Source organism: Senegalimassilia faecalis (genome assembly GCF_004135645.1).
In the GTDB taxonomy this organism is placed as follows: Bacteria; Actinomycetota; Coriobacteriia; order Coriobacteriales; family Eggerthellaceae; genus Senegalimassilia; species Senegalimassilia faecalis.
Map to the genome: position 1 here is coordinate 2,308,466 of NZ_SDPW01000001.1, position 21,250 is coordinate 2,329,715.

Annotated in this window: 15 protein-coding genes; 8 read left to right on the forward strand and 7 right to left on the reverse strand. The window is 56.6% G+C overall.

Annotation, left to right across the window (positions count from 1 at the left end; all coding sequences use genetic code 11):
- Positions 1-76: 76 nt before the first annotated feature.
- The 7 genes from ET524_RS09615 to ET524_RS09645 form a co-directional block, all read right to left on the reverse strand.
- Positions 77-745 carry a hypothetical protein gene (locus ET524_RS09615; RefSeq protein ID WP_129425357.1) on the reverse strand — a complete coding sequence of 223 codons (669 nt, stop codon included), beginning with the start codon at positions 743-745 and terminating at the stop codon, positions 77-79.
- Positions 732-2,342: a VirD4-like conjugal transfer protein, CD1115 family gene (locus tag ET524_RS09620; protein WP_129425359.1), complete on the reverse strand. Its 1,611-nt coding sequence runs from the start codon at positions 2,340-2,342 to the stop codon at positions 732-734. The genes ET524_RS09615 and ET524_RS09620 overlap by 14 nt, the downstream gene beginning before the upstream one ends.
- Entirely contained in the window at positions 2,342-2,938 is a 597-nt protein-coding gene (locus ET524_RS09625; protein ID WP_129425361.1) for a ClpP family protease, read from the reverse strand. Before ET524_RS09625 ends, ET524_RS09620 begins: the two co-directional genes overlap by 1 nt.
- 85 nt (positions 2,939-3,023) lie before the next feature.
- Entirely contained in the window at positions 3,024-6,497 is a 3,474-nt protein-coding gene (locus ET524_RS09630) for a CAP domain-containing protein (protein ID WP_129425363.1), read from the reverse strand.
- A 144-nt stretch (positions 6,498-6,641) separates the two neighbouring features.
- Positions 6,642-7,253 carry a hypothetical protein gene (locus tag ET524_RS09635; protein WP_129425365.1) on the reverse strand — a complete coding sequence of 204 codons (612 nt, stop codon included), beginning with the start codon at positions 7,251-7,253 and terminating at the stop codon, positions 6,642-6,644.
- A gap of 132 nt (positions 7,254-7,385) precedes the next feature.
- The gene (locus ET524_RS09640; protein ID WP_129425367.1) at positions 7,386-12,557 is read right to left on the reverse strand and encodes a DEAD/DEAH box helicase; all 5,172 of its coding nucleotides are present in this window, start codon (positions 12,555-12,557) and stop codon (positions 7,386-7,388) included.
- Positions 12,558-12,559: 2 nt separating this feature from the next.
- The gene (locus ET524_RS09645) at positions 12,560-13,777 is read right to left on the reverse strand and encodes a WYL domain-containing protein (protein WP_161566686.1); all 1,218 of its coding nucleotides are present in this window, start codon (positions 13,775-13,777) and stop codon (positions 12,560-12,562) included.
- A 167-nt stretch (positions 13,778-13,944) separates the two neighbouring features.
- On the opposite strand from ET524_RS09645, the gene ET524_RS09650 reads away from it, so the two are divergent.
- The 8 genes from ET524_RS09650 to ET524_RS09680 all read left to right on the forward strand — a co-directional run bounded on the left by ET524_RS09650 (position 13,945) and on the right by ET524_RS09680 (position 21,238).
- Positions 13,945-14,619, forward strand: a complete 675-nt coding sequence (locus ET524_RS09650) for an IS110 family transposase (RefSeq protein ID WP_236648302.1) — start codon at positions 13,945-13,947, stop codon at positions 14,617-14,619.
- Between the two features lie 115 nt (positions 14,620-14,734).
- Positions 14,735-15,973, forward strand: coding sequence for an IS21 family transposase (gene istA, locus ET524_RS09655; protein ID WP_118449093.1), 1,239 nt, complete (start codon positions 14,735-14,737; stop codon positions 15,971-15,973).
- Positions 15,970-16,758 (forward strand): IS21-like element helper ATPase IstB, encoded by a 789-nt coding sequence (istB, locus tag ET524_RS09660; protein ID WP_129423107.1) that lies wholly within the window; start codon positions 15,970-15,972, stop codon positions 16,756-16,758. Before istA ends, istB begins: the two co-directional genes overlap by 4 nt.
- Before the next feature lie 93 nt (positions 16,759-16,851).
- A complete protein-coding gene (locus ET524_RS09665; RefSeq protein ID WP_408005795.1) occupies positions 16,852-17,352 on the forward strand; it encodes a transposase in 501 nt (166 codons plus the stop codon).
- Between the two features lie 515 nt (positions 17,353-17,867).
- The gene (locus ET524_RS09670; protein WP_129425371.1) at positions 17,868-18,494 is read left to right on the forward strand and encodes a hypothetical protein; all 627 of its coding nucleotides are present in this window, start codon (positions 17,868-17,870) and stop codon (positions 18,492-18,494) included.
- 43 nt (positions 18,495-18,537) lie between these two features.
- On the forward strand, positions 18,538-18,699 hold the full coding sequence (locus tag ET524_RS11605; RefSeq protein ID WP_161566687.1) for a hypothetical protein: 162 nt from the start codon (positions 18,538-18,540) through the stop codon (positions 18,697-18,699).
- Between the two features lie 108 nt (positions 18,700-18,807).
- Entirely contained in the window at positions 18,808-19,050 is a 243-nt protein-coding gene (locus ET524_RS09675; RefSeq protein WP_129425373.1) for a hypothetical protein, read from the forward strand.
- Between the two features lie 133 nt (positions 19,051-19,183).
- The gene (locus tag ET524_RS09680; RefSeq protein ID WP_129425375.1) at positions 19,184-21,238 is read left to right on the forward strand and encodes an ATP-dependent helicase; all 2,055 of its coding nucleotides are present in this window, start codon (positions 19,184-19,186) and stop codon (positions 21,236-21,238) included.
- Positions 21,239-21,250: the final 12 nt, after the last annotated feature.

Sequence of the window (21,250 nt, forward strand, 5' to 3'; positions counted from 1 at the left end):
GACACCCCACCAAACCCGAAGGCCGTCTCCCAATCCAGGAGACGGCCTTCTGCAGCTTCCAACCATACGTCGCACCCTACGGTCCGAACACCGTCAGCACGCTGCCCGGCTGCTCCACCATCATGTCAAGGCGAAAGGCCACCTCGCGGCACCACGCCTCCACCGCCCACGGCGGCGCGGTGTACTGATCCACTTTATCGGCCGCAAGCTTCTCCATCCAGCCCCACGCGGCAGCGCACCAGTTCGAGCCAACGCGATACTCCTCCACGCCGGAACCGAACGCGCCGATCATGTGCGACACCGCGTTCGCGGCCGCCGTCAAATCGACCGACATCTCGCGCACGCTTTCCGGCGAAAAGAAGTTGTACTCGAGATTCCACTGAAACTCGGGCCGCATCTCCGCCGGACCGCCGTACAGCATTCGCTGACGCCATGCGGTCACGTTCTCGGGCAACTCCGAATCGAAGTAGCGATGCGGGAACGTGGCGAACACATTCGAGAAGTCGACGTCATCAATCGCGAACTCCCACTTGTTAAACGAATTCAACGAGCACGTACCTGCGGTGTCGCAAGTCGCTTCAAGGTTTGCGACGGTGACATCGGAAGCCTTCGCGCTATTGAACGTGGTGTATCCCCCGTTCACGCCATGATTCGGCAGCAACGCCGGCTTCCGGTCGCCCTCGCACGCACGCAGAAACGCCTCACGCTTAATCGTCAAGAAGCGATCTTTCTCATGCTGCTTCATGGCATTTCCCTTTCTCTTCCGAGTCATCATGCTCGACCAGGTAATCCGGCCTCTGGCCCTCTTCGCCGTCCGAGGCAGGCGAAAACAACCCCAACACCTCGTCAAGTCCATCCAACGCCAGCTGTCGATTCTCGGCCGAATACTCTTTGACGGCCTCTCCGTTAGCCCGTGTGGGCGCTGTCGCAGCATCGAGCAACTTGCGTATCGTCTCATCAGCCCGCTCATTGCTAATGCGCGCAAACTGCACGAGCCGCCGATGACGATCAGCCCACTTCAGCCCCTCTTCGCTTTTCAACCACTTAGCGTTGACGTGGTTCTTTGATTTGAATCGCTGCGCAATTTGGCACGCCGAGCCGCGACGGAAAATCATCACCTGGCCGATGGGCAGCGACTGCACCTCGCTCACCGGCATGTCGGCACGCTCGGACAGCTCGCGTGCCGTGGCTATGTCGTTCACGCCCAGGTACATCACCGTGTCACAACAACCGATGATGGTCTGCGCAGCCACACCATAACGCGCCTCGAGCTGCGCCGTCGCCTGACGGATGACGGTAATCCATATGTCGCGGCTACGAACTGCGGCAATGATGGTGTCGAAGTTCGGGATAGGCGCCTGGTTGGCGAAGTCGTCAAGGATCACGCGTACGGGCACCGGCAACCGATAGCCCGTTTCAGGCATCCCGTCGGCAACGCGACACAGCTCCTTGAACAGCTGCGTGTAGAAGATGGACGTCAGGAAGTCCAGGCTTCTGTCCATGTCGGAAACCACCACGAACAGGGCGGTCTTGCGCGCGCCGATGCTCTCGAACTGGATGGGGTTCGAACCTCCATCAAGAATGCTCAGCACACCGGAGTTGGCAAGGCGCGTCAGCTTACCGGCAGCTTCCATGTACACACATGCCGTAGTAACATCGGCGGGCGCAAGCTGTTTGAAACGCAGCCAAGTCTTGTACTCGTCTCCACAGCGTCCCTCGCTTGTTTGGCAAAGTTCATCATCCTCCCAGTCGAAACCATTGCGCAGCAACTCAAATGCATCGTCAAGGGCATTTCTACAGTTCGCGTAGTGTCCAGAAGCAGGAGAAAACGCCCGATCCAGAAGCTCGATCAGCTCGCGCATGGTGATAGGCTGATCCTCCTCTGTTTCTTCATGCCATGCAAGCAGCCAACTGATAAGCGCCTTGAACAACACTGCCGTTGAATCGTCCCAAAACGGATCGCGTTCCCAACGTCCCGTGCTCGCAATGAGCGCCTCGACGAAAAAGTCGATGTCTTCGTCGCTTCGCAAACACTCGAACGGGTTGTAGCCATTCGAGCGCTCCGGATTCACCAGGTCAAGCAGCTTCACCTCGTAGCCCGCAGCGCAGAGCATAGGAGCAAGCTCATCGTACAGGTTACCCTTGGGGTCGGTGACGACGTAGCTCGAGTTCATTTGCATGATGTTGGACTTGACGGGCCCATCCGTCTTGCCAGCGCCCGATACGCCAAAAACCGCTACGTTGTTGTTCAGCTGCGTCTTGTACATGTCGGTGCCCACCGTGATGCCTTCCGCAAGGATGGTTCCCGGCAAGTCCCGCTTCAGCCTCACTTGCTTTTTCATTAGCGCACGCTCCCTTCGTAGTTCCAATCCGCGCAAACGCGGTCGATGATGCCGAACGACTTCGCCTCGTCCGGCGTCAACCAGGTATCGCGGTCGGTTGCGGCCTCGATGACCTCCAGGCTGCGGCCCGTGACTTCCGCCAGAAGGCCCGCCAGCATCTCCTTCTTCCTGATGATGGAACGGGCGGCGATTTCGATATCGCTGGCCTGGCCACTTATGCCCGACATGGGCTGGTGCACAAGGATGTCGGCGTGCGGGGCGGCGGAGCGAAAACCGGGCTCGCCGCACGCCAGAATCACCGCCGCCATGCTTGCGGCAATGCCGAGCGCATGCGTGTGAATGGGCGAACGCATGCCGCGCATGAAATCGATGATGGCCATACCGTCGGAAACCGAACCGCCCGGCGAGTTAAGTAACAGCGTGACGGGGTCGCTCGAGTTTCGGTCCAGGTAGCGCAGCTGCGCGACGGCCGCCACCGCCGTGTCCGCGTTGATCGGCCCGTTGATTGCGACGGTACGCTCGGCGAACAGCTCGCTTTCGGGAGTGCTCCAGTCGGCGCCGCGCGAGGTTTTCTTCATGATGGCTGGTTGTTGCATGGTGAAGTCCTTTCGGAAGGCCCGGCCGCGGACTGCGGCCGGGCATGGTTGGATGACGAACGTGACGAAGCGAGCTACGGAAGCGCTATTCGGCGCTGGAACGACGGCGGTTTACAGCGGACGCACCGATGGCAACGCCTGCGGCCACGAAGGCCACACCGCCGATCCAGAACATCTCGCCAACCTGGTCGCCGGTTTGCGCAAGGGTGGAGCCGTCGCCTTCAGCCTTGGCAACGTGCTTGGCGTTGGCAACCTTTTCATCGATGGCCTGGTCACCAGGGGTTTCCAGCGTGGCGGCCTGAGACTCGGGCGCCGGATGCATGCGGTCGTACCACGCCTGGGCATCGGCAAGCTCCGCGTCGGCCTGCGCAAGGGCGGCGGCCGCCTTGTCGTAAGCCGCCTGCTTCACGGCAAGGTTTTCCTTGGCGCCCACCAGCTGCTGTTCAGCGGCCTGCTTCGCAGCAAGCGCCTGGTCGTAAGCCGCACGCTTCTGCGAGAGCGTGGCTTCCATGTCGGCGGCGTTGGCGGAAACCCACGCATCCCCGAACGTTCCCGCTTCCCAAGCTTCGGCGAAAGTGGAGGCCGAACGCGCAGCGGGGTTGGTTGCGAAACGTCCCAGGTGATCGGCACGTTCCTGCGCTGCCGCAAGCTCATCGGCAGCTTGCTTCGCCCCGGCCTGGGCGGCATCAAATGCAGTTTGCGCATCCGCTACCGCGGTCTGGGTGTCAATGAACTCCTGAGCGGCCTTGCTGGAAGTCACCTGCGCGGCGGCTGCGGCATCGGCAAACGGCTTGATAGTGTTCACGCGAGCCTGAGCCGAATCAACGGCAGCAGATGCAGCGCCAGCCGCAGTTTGCGCATCGGACAAAGTAGCTTTCGCCGCACCAAGCGCAGTCTGGGTATCCATCTCTGCAGCAAAAGACTTGGCTGCTGCCGCCTTCGCAGCTTCGAGAGCGGTGTCCTTTTCGTCAGCGTTCGTCTGAGCAGCCTCCACCGCCGCCGTTGCGGCATCAACGCGCTTTTGCGCGGCCTTTAGTTCATCGGACGACACATCGCTAAGCGCCTGTCGTGCAGCAGCCAGCTCGGCTTTTGCGGCGTCAAGCTGCGCGTTTGCCGCGCCGGCATCCTGCTTGGCGCTTGCCGAGGCCGCCGCATCGGTTGCAGCCTGCTTCGCCGCCGCATCCGCAACCGTCTGTTTGGCTGCCACCTCGGCATTTGCCACATCAAGCTGGGCCTGGGCAGCGCTCGCCTGAGATTCCGCATCGGACAGTGCTGTTTCCGCAGCGGCTTTCTGCTGCGCGTCGGCATTAACGGCAGCCTGAGCATTGGCCACCGCTTGCTTCGTCGCAGCCTCCGCAGCAGCCTTGTCGGCCGCGGTCGCATTCGCCGCGTCGGCTTTCGCCCAAGCAGCATCAAGCGCAGCCTTCGCATTGTCGACTGCCTGCTGATAGCTAGGGTCAAGCGTGCCGTACACCTTGTTGTAGTACTTCATGAACAGGGCATAGTACTCGTCAGCAGAGTAGGACCGCTCGCCGTAGCGCTCCTGCAGGTAGATATCGGGAGTAACCACTTCCCAGTGGCAAGTCCACGGCGTGCCGTCGTCGCGGAAAGCGTCATCGTTGGGGCCAAGCGCCAGATGTTCATGGCCCTCAACGTACTCGTCATCGGTGACAAGGCGCTTGTACTCGGTGATGCAGTCGAAATCCTGCAAGTGCCACGATCTCGAAGCGATGGACGCGCACCCATAGTGGGTGTAGTCGGTCAGGATATTAAGGTAGTGACCGTAGTTCCCCACCTTGTTGCCGTCGGCATCGTAGCCGTCCAGCTTCCCGTCGGCCAGGTCCTTGTCGTACTCGATCTTCTCCTTGTCGTACCAACCGACGAAGGGGTCCTTGTAGCCGCGCGCGAGGTTCTCGCCGTACGGGTAGTAGCTTGGAGCATGGCCAAAGGGCTGGTGCGTTGCCGACCAGTTGAGGTTAATCTGCGAGGCAGCCATGATTGCCGAGTAGACGTGCAGCTCGGGGCAGTTGTTCTCGCTGCGGATGTCGTTGATCTTCACCATGGTCTCCAGGGCAAGCTTCATGTTGTCCAACGAGGTTGCGGACTTGGCGTCGCCCAGCTTGTCCATGGTGGTGCCGCAGTCTTCACCGAGGCCCGACGTGCCCGCGGGGTCGGAGAGCCACTTCACGGCCGTGGTGGCGCCGATTTCCTCGAAGAAGCCCAGGCTGCCCTTCTTGGCGAGCTCGGTGTACTTGCCAAGCTCCGCGTTTGCGTTCGCAAGGGCTTGCACGGCCGCATCGTAAGCGGCCTGGGCAGAAGCAACCTCAGCCGCAGCCGCATCGGCAGCGGCCTTGGCCTCGGCAGCGGCCTTGCTGGCTGCCTGCAAGTCAGCCTTGGCCTTGGCGAGCGTTTGCGCATCGGCGTTGCTGGCGCTCACAATCTTGTCGAGCGCCGCCTGTGCCGCCACGACCTGCGTATTCGCATCGGTCACCGCCTGCAACCGGTCAGCTTGAGTGTCTTTTGCGGCAGAAAGCGCCGCTTCCGCGTCTGTCTGAACACGTGCAGATGCATCAGCGGTGGCCTGCACCTCGGCAGCGGCAGATGCCGCAGCGTCCGCAACGACCTGCGCAGCCGCAACGGCCTGCTCGCACTCGGCGACCTTCGCCTTTGCGACCTCAACCTGGGCCGACTCCTCGCCAGCTTCAACGCGCGCCAGGTCCTCGTTCGCCGCAACCAACTCTGTCTGGGCGGCAGCCAACTGCGCCTGCACATCCTGCGCCTGCTGCCGAGCGGCCGTTACGACATCGGCGTCCGACTTCGCCTGTTGACGTGCGGTTTCCAGCGCAGCCTCGGCATTCTGCTGAGCCTGCGTGGCGGCCGCAAGATCAGTATCCGCAGCGGTCTTGGCATCCTTCGCCGTTGCCAGCGCGGCCTGAGCGGCCTCAAACTCATCGCTGCCACCAGCAACCTCGTACGCTTCCTGAGCCTTGGCTTGCTGGCTTTGCGCCTGGTCAGCAGCCAGTTGCTTATCAACGGCGGTCTTTTGCGCAGCGGTCAAGGCATCGGACGCGTCCTGCTCGGCCGTTGCAGCGGCATCGCTCTTGTCCTTCGCCGCAGTGGCAGCGTCAAGCGCCGCCCGAGCGGTAGCAAGCGCGTTCTCCAAGGCCGCCATCTTGGCAGCGTCGGCCTCGGACTGCGCGTTGTCGATGGTCACCTGGATCTCGTTCACGGAAGCCTGAGCGGCATCGAGCTCGCCGTGAGCAACCGTCTCATCCTGCACAGCCTGCTCGTGAGCCTCCTGCTTGACCTGCAGATTCTCCTCAGAAGCCTGTTTGTCGTCGGCCTTCTGCTGCTGCTCAGGGGCCTGACCAGTCTGCGCCAACGAGGCATCAACCTCACCAACCCAAGACGTCTCATTCGCAAACGCCGTAGCAGCAGCCACCGCCGGCGAAGCAGCACTAGCAGCAATCAAAGCCGCCATCCCCACACGGGACCCCGCACCAAGCATCCGCTTAGCAGAACGATCGTTACCAAGAGAAGCGTTCGAATCCTTGCACATGTTGACCTCCATAAGTCGATTTTGACAACAGCTATCCAAGCCAGGTGTTCACCAAGCTTTGAAAGCATTCTTTGTAAGGGGGAGATGGGCAGTTGGAAGGTCTGAGCTGACTGCCGCCCTGCAATTCAGCCCAGGAAACGGCTGCTAGATGGCTGCTTTATCAGCAAGCTTGTTAAAACGGCTCTTCACGCTTTTGACCGCATAGCCATTTGCGCCTGAGTCGCAAGCGGACTCGATGGATTCTTCGGCTCGCTGCAGATAATCAGCCGCGGTTTCGGCGCCAGCATGAGCCAATGCGCCTTTCATCGCACGCTCGGCCACGTCCATGCACAGCCCCGCAAGCGACAAATCAACCGATCCGGCCGTCTTGCACTGCGGATGAGCAAGCAAGTAGTTCTCGACGTTGTCGATGACATCCTGAGCTTCAGCAACAAAATCAACCACGGGATGTTTTTTCTCGAACTTACGCTTGGCAGAAATGGCCATTGCCAAAACATTGCCATTGTCTTTGCCGCCCTCGACAGACTTCAGATACAACGTGCAACACGCGATGGACAGGCCGGGGTTGGTGGATTTGGTTTCCTTCGCAATAGCCACGATGTTCTGTCCGTCAGACAGCAGCTTCTTAGCGCGAAGATCGTTAAGATCGCTTAGAAGAGTGGCGTCCTGAACCTCATCAAGGGTTTCGAGGTTGATCCAATAAGCCTTAAAAGCCAGGTAATCAGTACCGTTAAGTTGGAACCTTTCGTTAGTCATGATCGCGCCTTTCATTCGCCGTTTACTTAGCTGACGATTGAAAGATTATCAAAATGAAATGCCCAATGTTCCGCTGTCCAGCGGAACATTGGGCACGCAATTTAGCAGATATACTGCTTGGTTGTGGTAAACTTATAGCTTTTCTAACCAATTCTTTAAGTTAGCATCGATGTATTCGATTGCCTTTTTCGAGAATACCGGGTTGTATTCTTTAGGCTCCCTTTCTAGAAGGCGTGGGTTGTCATTTATGCCAACGCTTAGTCCTTTTTGGGTTGCTTTCCAACCCTTTTTAGGCGATGAGTGGTCCTTTCCGGAACTCTCTACCCTTTCCAAGAACCCTTCCTCTACTAACACAACAAATACCTTTGATTGCCACTGTTTACTACCTTTTAGTTTTTCATGTTGCGTTTCCTTCACTAATTGTCTTATCGACTCAGTCGCCTGTTCGTCCCATTTACCAAGCGACTTGGGAGCAGCAGCACCTTCTGCCAGCACCATCTTGTCATCATGCCGAATCCCCCTTCCGACGTCACAGGCCCCGTTGCCACGATTCCGTTCACAAGCATCTCCCTTAGCTCCGGTTAAACTACCAACCTGCGCTTTTTTAGCCGCGTCTTCCGATTCCTCATATTCAGAGCAGCCGCTTGCGAAAGAATCCTTAATTCCAAGAATGCCCTCGCTCGGAACAAACACATCACCAGACAAGGCCTCTTCTATTCCGCGGCCAACAGCGCCAAAGACGCAAGATTGTTCCATGATCGCAACGAACGTCTTATCTTGGCAAGAATATGACTCAGGGAAGAAGCTAGAGAACAAACGCGAGAGAAATCCCCTTGAGAACTCTGCGTTAATCTTCGATGATCCCCCATGAGCTACTTTGTTTCTCTTCTTTCTAAGTTTATCGAGGCCATCCTCGAAAGCACTCCACCAATCTTCTTGGCACGGAAAAGTTTCGGAAGAACATGACGGCTTAGGATTGAAGCCAAAATCTTGCCCGCTCCCCATGCAATAGCATCTTGCCAAATTCAGTCGAACTTCCTTCTCTTTAAGAATTGGCCCATATTCCCCAAGCGTGAAAGTCTTCTCCTGCCCTTCAGTCAGGTCGCAAAGCAAAACATTTTCTTTGCCCTTTTTATGGCCCGATTTCGCATTTGGCGCAATCTTCCGTAATGAAGGCAAAAGGAGCTTCCGCATGTACAGCTCAGCGGCATTGCAAAACATAATCAGACTTGGCGACCAATCGCTATCAGGCATTTTGCTCAAAAGTCCATAAAGAAACATGCCATGCTTGAGGTTATCAAGCACGAGATTTGTCTTGTTGTCCTGGGCGCAGTCAGCAAACGCCAGCTCCAAATCCGCGCATGTCTCAAATCCGAAAAGTTTACAGTCATCATCACTTAACAAGTCCGCAAACGAAAACGGCCCCCTTTTCAGCGCTTCTTTAACGTTTTCAAAATACGGCACCGTATCCAGAGCAGCAGCATTCTCTTCCTGGTCGAATTGAGGAAGCGCACCGTCTTCGTCCTCGCTCAATGCAGGTATTGAAGTAACCTTTGGCAGCAAGGCCACGGTTTGCTTCAGCTCTCGCTGCGCTTCAGCACCTTTTCCCTGCTCCTTATATTCTTGATACTTTTCCCAATGAGGCACCCAGGCAACATCAAGTTCACGCTTGGCAATCTTTACGCTATTGTTTACTTTCCAAACGTTATAGTCGCCAATGATGTAAAGCCGATATTTTGCGCGACTCGCCGCGACGTTCACAATATTCGGGCTTACAAACCCCACAACACCGGAAGCTCGTTTATCACAGCCAAGAACAAAAATGACTTCGTCGGCTTCTTTTCCTTGAAAAGTATGGACTGTGCCTATATTGCTATTAATGAATCTATTCTTTTCTTCCCTGCTGCATCCAAATTTTTTGTTTCCCAGTTCCTGCTTAATACCGGCAATTACGGTTTTAAACGGCGAAATGACAAACAAGCTTGGAACCTTTCCGCCGCAATTCTTAAAAGCCTTTTTAACTATCTCAACAACTTCTTCTCCTTGTTTCGGGACGTAATAGTCCTTGTCTCCTACCTGAGATTCCGAAATATTAATCCACTGAGACGACTCTTTGCAGAAACGCTTCGCTTTTTCTTCAGACGGCGGCAATGTCTCATTAATCATACTGCCCCCGTAAGAAACCTTATTCGAAATATCAAACATCGGAGAAACACAGCGACGGTGGATAACGAGCGGGCACCCAACCCACTGGCTGTTGCTCGAATCGTCATCATCAGTCCGGTTGTGTCCATACGGATTTACAACATCAGCAAGTTTCTGAACAGAAGCTGAATCTTCCTTATACCCGTTCGCGATGTCCTTCCCTAACGCCCTTCGGAGCATTTTCACTTCAGATGTTACGACTGGTTCGATTTGGCTCGGATCGCCCACAACAAGCGCCCTTCGGCAACGAGACAGCGCGCCAACAGCGGCAAAAGGAACTGCCTGACCAGCCTCATCAATGATTAGCAGGCCAAACGGAGCCTTCTCGCTTTGACCAATCGGCACATCCTCGAACAGCCGCTCCACTGACGCAAACGTTGAAGAGATGATTGGAGTTAATACGTTTAGCGACTGGAATAACGCCGGCATCGCCGCTTGCTTGGTTGCAGCATCATATTTTTTGCCATCACCCATAACATATGCGAGAGCATATAAATTGTCCCGCATGCATTTTGAGGCAAGGACAAACTCCCTTGTCAAATCGAGCGCACGCACGAACAGCTTGTCGCGTTCACGCATCAAATCATGTTCTTCGCCATCAATTGATTTCGTTGGATTACGAAGATGGGCCTCTTTTGCAACGCCAAAAAAATCGTTATCCGGTTCGTCCTGGTCCTTGCTGCAATATTCAGAAACAAAGTTCGTCCCTATCCGATCCACACAATCAGCTTCTGCTCGATGAAGACAATTTATATCAGCCTTTTGTTTGTCACGTATCCGAAGCTCTTCGTTATCAAGACCGTTCTGTCTTCGTTTGATTAACGAAATGCGCTCGCTTGTCCGCCCATAAGCACCTTCAACCTGCTCAAGCAGCTTTAATCTACGATCGTCAGCGCGGTGTTCACGAACGAACTTCTCGAGCATCGCTTCTGCATCGCCAACCTTCTTCGCTCGGACTTTAGCGAATCGAGAAAGCCCCTTTCTCTCGCCAACGAGCTTGACAACCGAAACCAATCTATTTTTTTCAGCAACAAACGATGCCGTATCCCTAGTCAACTGGTCTAGAAAGGGAAGAACGTCTTCGAATCGAGCCACATCGCACGGAACATGCGCCTCAATAGACCACTGCTGAACATCGTCAATTAAATCGCGCTTTAGGCTAGATAGCTCCTCTTTCAAATCGTTCTTCTGCTGCGAAATATCGCTTATCCTCTTATCATTACGCGCAATGGCGCACAATTGCTCTTCGACCTTTTTGGCAGCCTGCGACCTTTGTTCCATAAGGCTCTTGACCCAATCCCTCTGGTCAAGAAACAACTTTCTAGCCTTTATGAATCGATCCAAATTCGGTTCGCCCTCTGGCCAGTTAAGCCTATTGTTAATTCCGAGAGAATTCAATATCGGCCATAAGCCCTTATTGATGAAATTCTTTCTGTTGTCCGAATTCCCGAGCCGAGCCGCGATAAACATGCCCGGATTTAACTCTGACTGAGCATAATCGTATAGATTCTGCGCTTTTGACTTCGAAAGCTGCTTATCAGCTGCATAGGAAAAATATATTTCTTTTGTCTCGCGTATTTCCCTCCCTTTATTGTCTGTCTTGGTTTTCTTGTCGATACATCCGTCTTTCGGATAATCCTTCCATGTATATAGCGAGCCACAAGTAGTCTCTTCGCGAAGCGAGCCATATTCTTCCTCGCACAGCCCTCCAGCAAATTCCTCTCCATCTGGAAGAGACGTCGAAATATTATCTACGGCTGGATTGTTCGACGAGCACACGATGATGCCCAAATCGTTGATGCGCTCATCCTTGAAGCGAGATACGCCATATTTATTCTTACCGCCCGATATCTCCGTTACCTTATCATCATCAAACGCGGCATCTGGCTTCTTATAGGTAGCGAGCAGCTCTGCTTTTTCGACAACATTCGCTGCGATGATGTCCTTGAGGAGCGTGGTTTTGCCCGTTCCCGGAGGGCCGTTCACGGACATAACGTCCTTGACTAGATATTTGTCCTTTATTCTTCCTGCCACTAAATTGACCGCAACCTGTTGCATAAGTGCAAGTGGGTATTGCGACGGCCAACGGCCAAGAGGCGTTCTATCCAAATCCAATACGTCACCATAAAATGACTGCAACTCGGCACTCGTATTCTTCAAGATGTCGTGACGAGACGACGGCTCATTTTCGCTCTCGCCTAAGCCACCCTCAAGATAGCGAAACACCAAATTGAGCGAACTATTATCCAACTCTGATTCGCCATTAATCTGCCGCACTGCTTCGCGCAGCATTTCCAAGTCTTTAGAAAAAAACGACCCAGACAATCTCGCTTCGCGCTGACACTGCTCCGCCTTCTTTTCGTCCGTATATGCAGCATAGTCGACAAGCACCGTATCAGCGTCAAAATCAATTGCCTCATCTTCATCCATACAGAAATATGGCTTGAGCTGCTCCTCTACAGCTTCGCGAATATCACCGCAGTTCAAAACTCCCTTTCCTGAAAACTTCTGGCCTAAGCTGCTAGCTATCTTCTTGCTTTCAGAACGACATCTATCGACAGTCCCTTGATAAACCCCTTCTTCTTTTTCTTGGCGACTCTTAAGTTTCGCCCTATTCTTGACAATCCAAATCACAGGCGACAGCTCAAAACCACTGTAACGCCACTCAGAATCGAGCTTAAGGACTCCAAGGCTTAATCGGTCAGTTTCTCGCTCAGGCCTATCCACCTTTGGCGCAATATCCGCAAGCTTGCATAGGACATTTTCGCGACCAACCGAACAAAGATAGAGATGGGTTTCCGTAAAATGAAGCTCATTGCGTTCGTAGCATTCCGACCCCAATGCTTTTTTTAAGCGACTTTCCACGGCTTCTTTTATCGTTATCAATTCGTTATCGGATGTACTCAGCTTGAACGTGTCGAAGATTGAGGAAATCTGGCCTCTCGAATCTACCAGCCCATCATTCTCAGACTTGTGCCTCGATCTGTATTCTTTGGGATAAGCGCGTTCTTCGGGCTCGCTTTCTTGGCTCGCGAAATCGAGCATGTACCAATAGTCGAGCGTTTTAAGAATCTTTTGCTTCTTGCTCTCGAAATCCACGGCTACTCCTCGGATGAATGTTGCTCTTTCTCGCCATTTTTCGTATAAACGTTATTGCTTAGCTCCGCTTTAATCTCTTCTGCAAGGTCAATAGGTTCCACAACCTCAAAGCAATCAATCCAACCAAGCGCCCAAACCTTCATGCCCTCAATCGATACGTTTCGAATCTCGTATATTGAGTACGCATCAGTCTCGTCAACCTTATTGCAGCCATGGTTAACAAACTTCGATATTAGGTAATCTTCTTTTGCAGCTTTATGACACTTGACCTTAACATCTCGAATATCAACCGAAGGTAGCCCATTTACCGAAGTATCCAAGTACAGCTTTGCCAGGTCGCGTAACGCATCATAGTTCTCTTGCGCCCACCCCGCCGCAGGGAGCAGGGGCCCAATTTCTTTGATTTTGTCAACTCGAAGGATGCGAAACAGCCCCAACCCGTCAAGGTGCCTGAATTCGCGAATCCCATTACCAAGCGGAAGGCAATTCGGCCTTTTCGCATTACGGGCAAGGGCAATCAAGTAATAGCGACCATCATCGCAACCTAGATATAACGGCAAATACGGCTTCTCTCTTCTTCCATCGTAAATAAACGACACCTTACTACACCGACTAATCGCCTTTTCTATCTCCGATATCGTCCTCAGCAGCTCCGTCAAAGACACTTGAGCAGAACTCGGCGAAACGTCCGAAATAACGGCTCTATCACTTACATTTACTAGAGCTTTTAACGCTTTAACCGTTTCCTCTGCATCAATCGAATCATTTCGGTTTCGACATTGCTGAACGAGGTATTCGACCTCTGCTTTTGAAAGCGAATGGGAAATTGAATAATACTGTTTTACCCCTTGGCCCTTGGCTTTCTTTTCGCTTTTTGACACTTTATTGAGCACAACTTCGGCAGGAATAGTGTATGACGACCCATCCGGAGCGAATGCGTCACATTTCCCATAAAACGCAATCAATGCGTCGATGGATTTGCTCACAAATTCAGGCGAACATTTAAGAGAGTACAGTTCATATAATTTCGTCTGAATTTCTGTTACGGACAAATCATTTATAGCAACATCAAGTTTTCTATCATAGTTTGTATACTCAAGAAGGATTTTCTCGATGCACAAAAAGGCAATTTTGTTTTTGGCGTTCTCTATGTCATTGCAGTTAATTAAACCTTGAGGAACAGCTTCAGTCGATTTTCCTTCATGCTTCGATTTGTCCATAAGAAACCTCCTTGAAGCCAGATTGCGTTCCAAAAACAGACGATATGAGCAGGACATAAACACATTGAGAGCCCCTGCCGCATGCAAATCCGTGGATTAGGCCGACAATGGTGAGTGTCTAATTCAAACGTGGCGGCCACGCCACAAGCATGGAAAGGGACTCTCTCATGTTGAATACTACCACCTTCGTCGGCCTCGACGTGCACGCCCGCTCGATAAAGGCCGTCGCCCTGGACGCGATGACCGGCGAGATAAAGTCCGCCACGTTCGGATACGACGCCGAGGCCGTGGCGAGCTGGGTATCGGCCGTCGACCCGTCCGCCAAATGCGTCTACGAGTCGGGTGTGACGGGCTTCGACCTGCAGAAGAAGCTCACCGCCCTCGGCGTCGACTGCGTCGTCGGCGCGGTGTCGAAGATGATCAAGCCCAGCGCCGACAGGCGCAGGAAGAACGACCGCAACGACGCGGAGTTCCTGGCCCGCATGCTGTCGGTCGGCAACATCGTTGAGGTATGGGTGCCCGACGACGGATGCGAGGCCGCCCGCGACCTGTCCCGCGCCCTCGACGACGCCCGGGACGACCTGAAGCGCTGCAAGCAGCGGCTGTCGAAGCTCCTGCTCAGGCACGGCTACGCATTCAGCGAGACGACCCCGTCGGGACGCCGCAGGGGCAACTGGACCGCCGCGCACTGGGCGTGGATAAAATCGATAGAGTTCGCCGAGAAGGCCGACGACGACGTGCTGGCCTACTACATCGACGCCACCAGGCAGGCCATGGAGGACAAAGCGCGCCTCGATGTTAGCGCTACTGTAAAAACAACCATTTTGACCAACGCTCAATAACCAATCATGCCAACGCAATCCCGCCATTTGCGCCAACGCATTTTCACCATTTCCACCAACGCCGGGACTTACGCTTCGATCGACGAGCGAACGATGCTTTCGGGAGGAGCGGGCCGTGGCGGAGAAGAACCTGATCGGAGAGTTGGACATGTACAGGGAAGCGGGCATAAAGCCCAACTTCAGCGACATAGCGAAGCGCTACGGCAAGGACAGGCACACCGTGGCGTCGTACTGGAGGGCCGAGGGCGGGCGGCCCCACGACGGGCGCGGCGACAGGGCGGGCTCGTTCGACGCGCACATCGAGGAGGTGGCAGCCAAGGCGCAACTGCCGGGAGTCACCAAGAAGGGCATCCACGAGTGGCTGCTGCACAGGTATCCCGGCGAGGACCTGGCCGGCTACAACGCCTTCACCCAGTTCATGCGCAAGAACGGCATCGCCGTCGGGGCCTCCGGGGGCCCGGAGCCGCACCCGCGCTTCGAGACGCCGCCCGGACTGCAGCTGCAGTTCGACTGGAAGGAGTCCGTCAAGATGGCAAACCGCGACGGCGAGCTGTTCGAGTTCAACGTGTTCGCGGCGACGCTGGGCCATTCCCGCAGGCACATATTCATCCGGTCGAGGACCAGGACGACCGACGACCTGGTCAGGTGCATGTACGCCACGATCGCGAGGCTCGGCGGCGTGCCGCGCGAGTGGGTCACGGACAACATGTCCGCCCTGGTGACGATCAAGGGCGGCAGGCGCCTCAAGGTCCAGCGCGCATACGAGTTCGCCAAGGCCGCCGGCTTCGAGCTGAAGCTGTGCCGCCCGCGCAGCCCCCAGACGAAGGGCAAGGTCGAGTCGTCGAACCGCTTCCTGTCGCGGCTCATGGCCTACCAGGGCGACTTCGACGGCTGGGACGATATCGACGAGATCGTCGCGCGGATCGAGGACGCCAGCAACTCCGAGCCCAACGAGACCACGGGGCTGCCGCCCTCCGCGCTGTTCATGGAGGAGAAGGACGCGCTGCTGCCCGTCGGCAACCTGCGCGCCCTCGAGGAGGCGATGGGCGACGTGGTGCGCGTGGCCAGGGTGCCGGCCACGATGCTGGTGAGCGCGCACGGCGAGCCCATGTCGGTGCCCAGGCGCTGCATCGGCAGGCCCGCCCGCATCGTCTGCATGCCCGGCGGCGCGATGGACTGCTACGTCGGCGGCGAGCTGGTGGCGACGCACGTGGCGGGCGGGCCGGCCTACGACCCGGCGCACTACGCCGAGGCCATGGCCGGCAAGCGGTGGTTCGGCGACGCCGCCGGCGACATCGAGGCGGCCGCCGCGGCCAACCTCGGCCTGCTCGACTCGATAGGGGGCTCGCTGTGAGCGCCGCCGTGCAGGCCAGCCCCCTCAACCGCCTGGCGGCCAACCTCGAGGAGCTGGGGCTCGAGGGCATGGCGTCGTCGGTGCCCGAGTACGTCAGGCTCGTCGCCGACGGGAGGAAGAGCCTGGTCGACGCCATGCTCGAGCTCACCGACGCCCAGATAGCCCTCAAGCGGCGCGCCGACGACGAGCGCCGCACGAGGATGGCCAACTTCCCCTACATAAAGACGCTGGCCGACTTCGACTGGGGCTTCCAGCCGAGCGTGCCGCGCGGGCTGGTCGAGCAGCTGGCCACGCTCGAGTTCATCGACCGCGGCGACAACGTCGTGCTCGTCGGCAGCCCGGGCGTCGGCAAGACCCACCTGTCGATAGCCATAGGCCACGAGGCGGTGATGGCCCGCAAGCAGGTGTACTTCGCCGACTGCTCGAGGCTGGTCGAGGACCTCAAGCACGCCTCGGCGAAGGAGGCGCTGGCGCGCAGGATGCGCTTCTACGAGCACTGCAGCCTGCTGATAATAGACGAGCTCGGCTACCTCGACATCGGCAAGGAGGGCGCCGACCTGCTGTTCCAGCTGGTCAACAGGCGCTACGCGCTCAAGCGGTCGACCATCGTCACGACCAACGTGCCGGTGGGCAGGTGGGGCGACGTGTTCGGCAGCAACGTCACGGCCTCGGCGGTGGCCGACAGGCTTTGCCACCATTGCGCGATGATCAAGATAACGGGACGGTCATATCGCCTGAAGGACGTATCCATCGGCGGTGAGGACGGGAAGGAGGAGGGCGCCTAGACGCCGGAAGCGGCGCATCAGCGTTGGCGAATCCGGCGCATCCGCGTTGGCGCGATTGGCGAAAATACGTTGGTGAAAATGGTGAAAAATATATTGACGCTAACACTCGAGAGGCTGGTCGAGGCCGAGGCCTCCAAGCCCAGGTGGAAGCGCAGGGTCGACTCCGTCAGGTGCCTGAAGGGCATCGACGTGGCGAGCGCGGCCGACGTGGTCTTCGAGGCGGGCGAGTTCTCGAGGTTCAAGAACGCCAGGTCGTTCGCGGCGTGGCTGGGACTGACGCCGTCGGAGCACTCCAGCGGCGAGAGCGTGCGGCAGGGCGGCATCACCAAGGCGGGCAACAAGCATCTGAGGCGAGTGCTCGTCGAGTCGGCGTGGCACTACCTGGGATGCTCTCCGCATTCGAAGGACCTGGCCAAAGGCCAGACGCCGGACCCTGCCGCGAGGCGCCACGCCGCCAAGGGCGTGCGCAGGCTCGTCGACAGGCGCGCCGCGATGTTGGACCGCGGCGTCCAGAAGAACAAGGCCAACGTGGCGACGGCGCGCGAGCTGGCGTGCTGGTGCTGGGCCGTCGGAATCATGGCCGAGGGGGCGTAGCCGGGAAAAGCGCGCCGACATAGAAGCCGTCATCCCGCCGCGGCCCGATCCGAGGCCGTTGGGGCGAACCCCAGTCTTTTTTGTGCGAGCGCCGCAGGCGCCACCCGCGTAGACAGACTGTCCAATCGACGAGGCAGCCCCAGCCGTAGCAACGGATTGCCCAGCGAGGAATCGCCACGGGCGGATATTAAACTGCAAAGACGAGCGTCGGAGAGACACGCCGAGGTCGCCGCAGACGGGTTGATATAGGAAAGGGCCTGGCCCCGATTACTGGGGTCGGGCCCAATTTTGCCTCTTGACAATGTCCTGCTCATATTAAAAAAGCGAGGGGGCTCCGTATACCCCTCTCGCTCTTAAGCAAGTCTACCACACGGAAACGTTCTTTTGTCGATTAATTTATCCCCTGTTTATCACGAGTGGAAAGCAGGAGCTCCGCTGCACAGCGGAGCTCCTGCGCCGATTTATCTCTAAAGTACGACCCGTACCAAGCAACAGTCACCACGAAAGGAACCCGCATGAACGTACCCTCTGCAGCACTGACTCTCCCTCAACTTCGCGTTCCGTCCGCAAAAACCGTCGCCGTCTGCTTGTTGCAGGCGTTGGGGCTTGCGGTGGCGCTTTATGTTGTTGCGATTGTCTGCGCCGCCATCGCTGACGCCACCGCCGCCAATGGCGGATCCGTCCCCGACTACCTTAACTGGCTGTGGATTGTGCCCATCCCCTTCTATGCGCTGGCAATCGGGGGAAAGATAGCCGCCGATGCGCTCGGAAACCCCTCGCTGCTGAACAGCCTATGGCTGCGACTGCCGGGTCGAATCGCGTTCTCCATCCCCACTCTGAAGATGGTGGCCTGGACGGTTTTCGCCCTGGCAATCAGCCTCAAAAGCGCCCAGGACGACGGAACCGCCATAAACATGCTGCTCACTATCGTCATGGTGGTTGGCGCAACCACCGCCGCCTACTGGTACTACATCAAGAAGCTCGGCTGCTTCAAAGACAAGCCCGTAGCCGATGCCCTGTTCGTCTCGTTCTTCCCCGTATGGCCGGCTGTCATGGCGGGCGTGGGGATGGTCATGCTCGCCATCATCGTCACTCCTTTCCTGCTCGCTATCGTTGGCGGCACCATGAAGCAATCGAAGTAGCCAAGCGTTGCAAACCACAAACCAACCACGAAAGGAACCCGCCATGATTAAGCGCCTCGCATCCACCGCCCTCGTTGTCCTCATCTTTGCCGTTGGCGTTATGACCATCATGTCCGCCGTGATATGGGGAATCGACAACTCCGGCATCGTCAACAGCTTCCTGCAGGAAAGCCTTCCGGGGCTTGCCGTGCCGAAGTTGTTCTAAGCACGACCCCCACCAACTTCAAGAACGCGCCGCACACCAGTTATCAGGTCGCCTGCGCAAGCTTTGCCGCAGACGACGCAGCACATCAGCCAGCGAAAAGGAGTCAACATGAACCGCGAGAACTACAGCCGCAACCCGAAGTCCGAGAACAAGCGCATCCTCCACGACCACAAAGGTCGCGTTTATCCCTCGCTCGTTGCCATGTGCCGCGCATGGGGCGTGCCGAAAAACACGTACCTTTGGCGCATGCACCAGGGCATGGGCATCGAAGGCGCACTCACGGCGGGCGTCACCGCCCCGCGCGGCGGCTGCCCATCCCGTTTCCGCAACGCCGCCCGTCGCGCCGCCTAAGGCGGCCGGCGCCGCTTTTCTTGCCGCCCGCCCACCATGTAACAGGCGGCAAGGAAAGCGGCACAGCACGAATCTTCAACCGTCACCAGCTTCGCCATTCCCGCACCCAACAGCCCTTCGGAAAGGAACACGCATGAGCACTCTCGCTGCAGCAAGAACCCCGCAAACGCAACCGGCTGAAGCGAATAGCGACTTCCAGCAGTTTCTCTCTGCCTACGGCATCGAGCTTTCGCCGCAGCAACAGCGCGCTGCGGCAACCGCCTACGGCCCCACGCTTCTTACGGCAGTGCCTGGCAGTGGAAAAACAACGACCCTTACCGCCCGACTCGGCTACATGATTCGCCGCTGCGGCATAGACCCGTCGCGGATATGCGCCTTGACCTTCACCAACGCGGCGGCCAACGACATGAAGAAGCGCTTCATCGAGCTGTTCGAAAGCAATGGGACAAACGATGGCGAGGGCATCACATTCGCAACCATCAACTCCTTGGCATCGACGATTTATCATTACGAATGCGAAAAGGTGAAGGGCGCATCGCCTCGCAAAGTTGCCGAAACAAAGACAATCTACGGCATCGCGCGCGAAATCCTTAAGCCCAGTGCCGGAGACAAAAAGGACTCCCCATCTCCAAGCGAATCGGAGATAAAGGAAGCTCTCACCCTGATCAGCAAGATGAAAAACGAGCTTGTTGTGAACAACAGGCGCCGGCGGAGTAACTGGTCCGGCAGCGACCTTGCCCTTCTCGACGCGTACGAACACGAAATGCGCGAAAGGAGCGTCATCGACTTCGACGATCAGCTTGTTTTCGCGTTCGACATCATACGCAAAGGCGGCGAAACCGCCCGCCACTTCAGGGAACAATTCCAATACTGGTCAATCGACGAAGCTCAGGACTGCTCACGTCTTCAGCATGCACTGCTGTATCTGCTCGCCGGAAAAGCCGGCAACCTTTTCATGGTCGGCGACGAAGACCAGAGCATCTACGGCTTCCGAGGCGCATCGCCAAGTCTCATGCCGGGGGTCGACACACGCTACGCAAACCCGCTTACTCTCAAAATGGAGATCAACTATCGCAGCGGGAAAAGCATCGTGCGCGCAGCTGACGCCTTCGCGAAGCGCATGGACAACCGCATCGATAAGAACATGGTCGCCGCACGAAGCGATGAAGGCGCCATCAAGATTGTCGATGTAACGTCAGAGGGAAATCGCAGCAAAACGATCACCGACATATTAAAGGACTCACCGAGCGCCGCCGTGCTCTTCCACGATAACGACTCCGCAATCCCCCTCATCGACACGATGCTGCGAAGCAATGTGCCGTTCTCGGTGAAGAAGAAAGACGAGGTGACGTTCTTCACCGAGAGGACCGTTGAGGATGTGACCGCCTTCCTAAAGCTCTCGCTTGACCCACGCGATGCCGAATCGTTCGAGCGGATCTATGGCAAAGCCAACTACTACGTAGGGAAAGATGAGGTTGATCGGGCGATTCGCTCCTCGAAGAAATCAGGCCGGCCCATTACGGACGAGCTCATCGCGATTTACGGCAAGAACGACAAGGGCGACAACCGCGCTTCCGCCGGGCAGAACTTCGCCAACCTGATTAAAGCGGTTGCGAAGGCCAGAATGCCGAAAGACGCAATTGCCACGCTGCGCAGCAAGGGATACGGCGACTACCTGCGGGAAAAGTCGATTTCAGACTCGAAGGTGAAGATACTGGAATGCCTGGCCGCCAAAGAGAGGACGGTAGCAGGGTTTTTGAAGCGTCTCGAAAAACTCGAACAGGAAATTGCGAACCACGCCGGCACGCCGGCGCCAGGAGCTGCGACAATCACGACCTGTCACGCTTCCAAGGGACTTGAGTTCGACACGGTCATCATCGCCGATGCGTACGATGGCCATTTCCCAAGCACAAAGAAAACCGATGTAAGCCCCGAGGAGCAGCTTCAAGAAGAGCGCCGTCTTTTCTACGTTGCGATAACGCGTGCCAAAAGCCAGCTGTACCTCTTGCGCACGGCAGGCGAAAAGACCACGTTCATCGACGAAGTGTCACTCACCGAGACGGGGCATGACAGTCCCGCCTCCCCGGCCAAGGCGCGCCCAAGCCTCGAATCGCTGACGACAGGCTATCGAGGCTCAAAGCCCACCGAGATCGATTGCGGCAAGCCCATCGGAAAGAAGATGTGGTAATGCCAATCGTAC